This is a genomic window from Lederbergia sp. B243.17 (assembly GCF_057657925.1).
This window is the reverse complement of record NZ_JBWBKF010000021.1, coordinates 1-602: the sequence shown is the minus strand read 5'-3', so window position 1 is coordinate 602 and position 602 is coordinate 1. Positions and strand designations below refer to the sequence as shown.

The following is a 602-nucleotide window of genomic DNA, read 5'->3' as shown; positions in this document are numbered from 1 at the left end:
ACCCCCAACCTACTGATTACAAGTCAGTTGCTCTACCAATTGAGCTAGGCCGGCATAAATATGGTGGAGGATGACGGGATCGAACCGCCGACCCTCTGCTTGTAAGGCAGATGCTCTCCCAGCTGAGCTAATCCTCCATTTGACATTATGATAAGCATCGCATCTCTGCGTCAGCTCATTCATTCTGCAAGCGATAAAAAGTATAACTGTTTTTTAAAAGTAAATGGTGACCCCTACGGGATTCGAACCCGTGTTACCGCCGTGAAAGGGCGGTGTCTTAACCGCTTGACCAAGGGGCCCTTATAAAACCAAAAGAATGATAAGCTTCCAGCCGGGCTTGAACCGGCGACCTCATCCTTACCATGGATGCACTCTACCTACTGAGCTATGGAAGCATCATGGCTCCGCAGGTAGGATTCGAACCTACGACCGATCGGTTAACAGCCGATAGCTCTACCACTGAGCTACTGCGGAATGATTCGCCTGGCAGCGTCCTGCTCTCGCAGGGGGAAACCCCCAACTACCATCGGCGCTGAAGAGCTTAACTTCCGTGTTCGAGATGGGAACGGGTGTGGCCTCTTCGCTATCGCCGCCAGACAAGG

At 52.0% G+C, this 602-nt stretch carries 4 tRNA genes and 1 rRNA gene; all 5 read right to left on the bottom strand.

Annotation, left to right across the window (positions count from 1 at the left end):
* Nucleotides 1-61: 61 nt before the first annotated feature.
* The 5 genes from AC0TWI_RS02670 to rrf all read right to left on the bottom strand — a co-directional run bounded on the left by AC0TWI_RS02670 (nt 62) and on the right by rrf (nt 597).
* A tRNA-Val gene (locus AC0TWI_RS02670) sits at nt 62-137 on the bottom strand.
* Nucleotides 138-224: 87 nt separating this feature from the next.
* A tRNA-Glu gene (locus AC0TWI_RS02665) sits at nt 225-299 on the bottom strand.
* Nucleotides 300-322: 23 nt separating this feature from the next.
* Nucleotides 323-395 (bottom strand) — tRNA-Thr (locus tag AC0TWI_RS02660).
* A 4-nt stretch (nt 396-399) separates the two neighbouring features.
* Nucleotides 400-474: transfer RNA gene (locus tag AC0TWI_RS02655), tRNA-Asn, on the bottom strand.
* Between the two features lie 7 nt (nt 475-481).
* A 5S ribosomal RNA gene (gene rrf / locus AC0TWI_RS02650) occupies nt 482-597 on the bottom strand.
* Between the last annotated feature and the right edge of the window lie 5 nt (nt 598-602).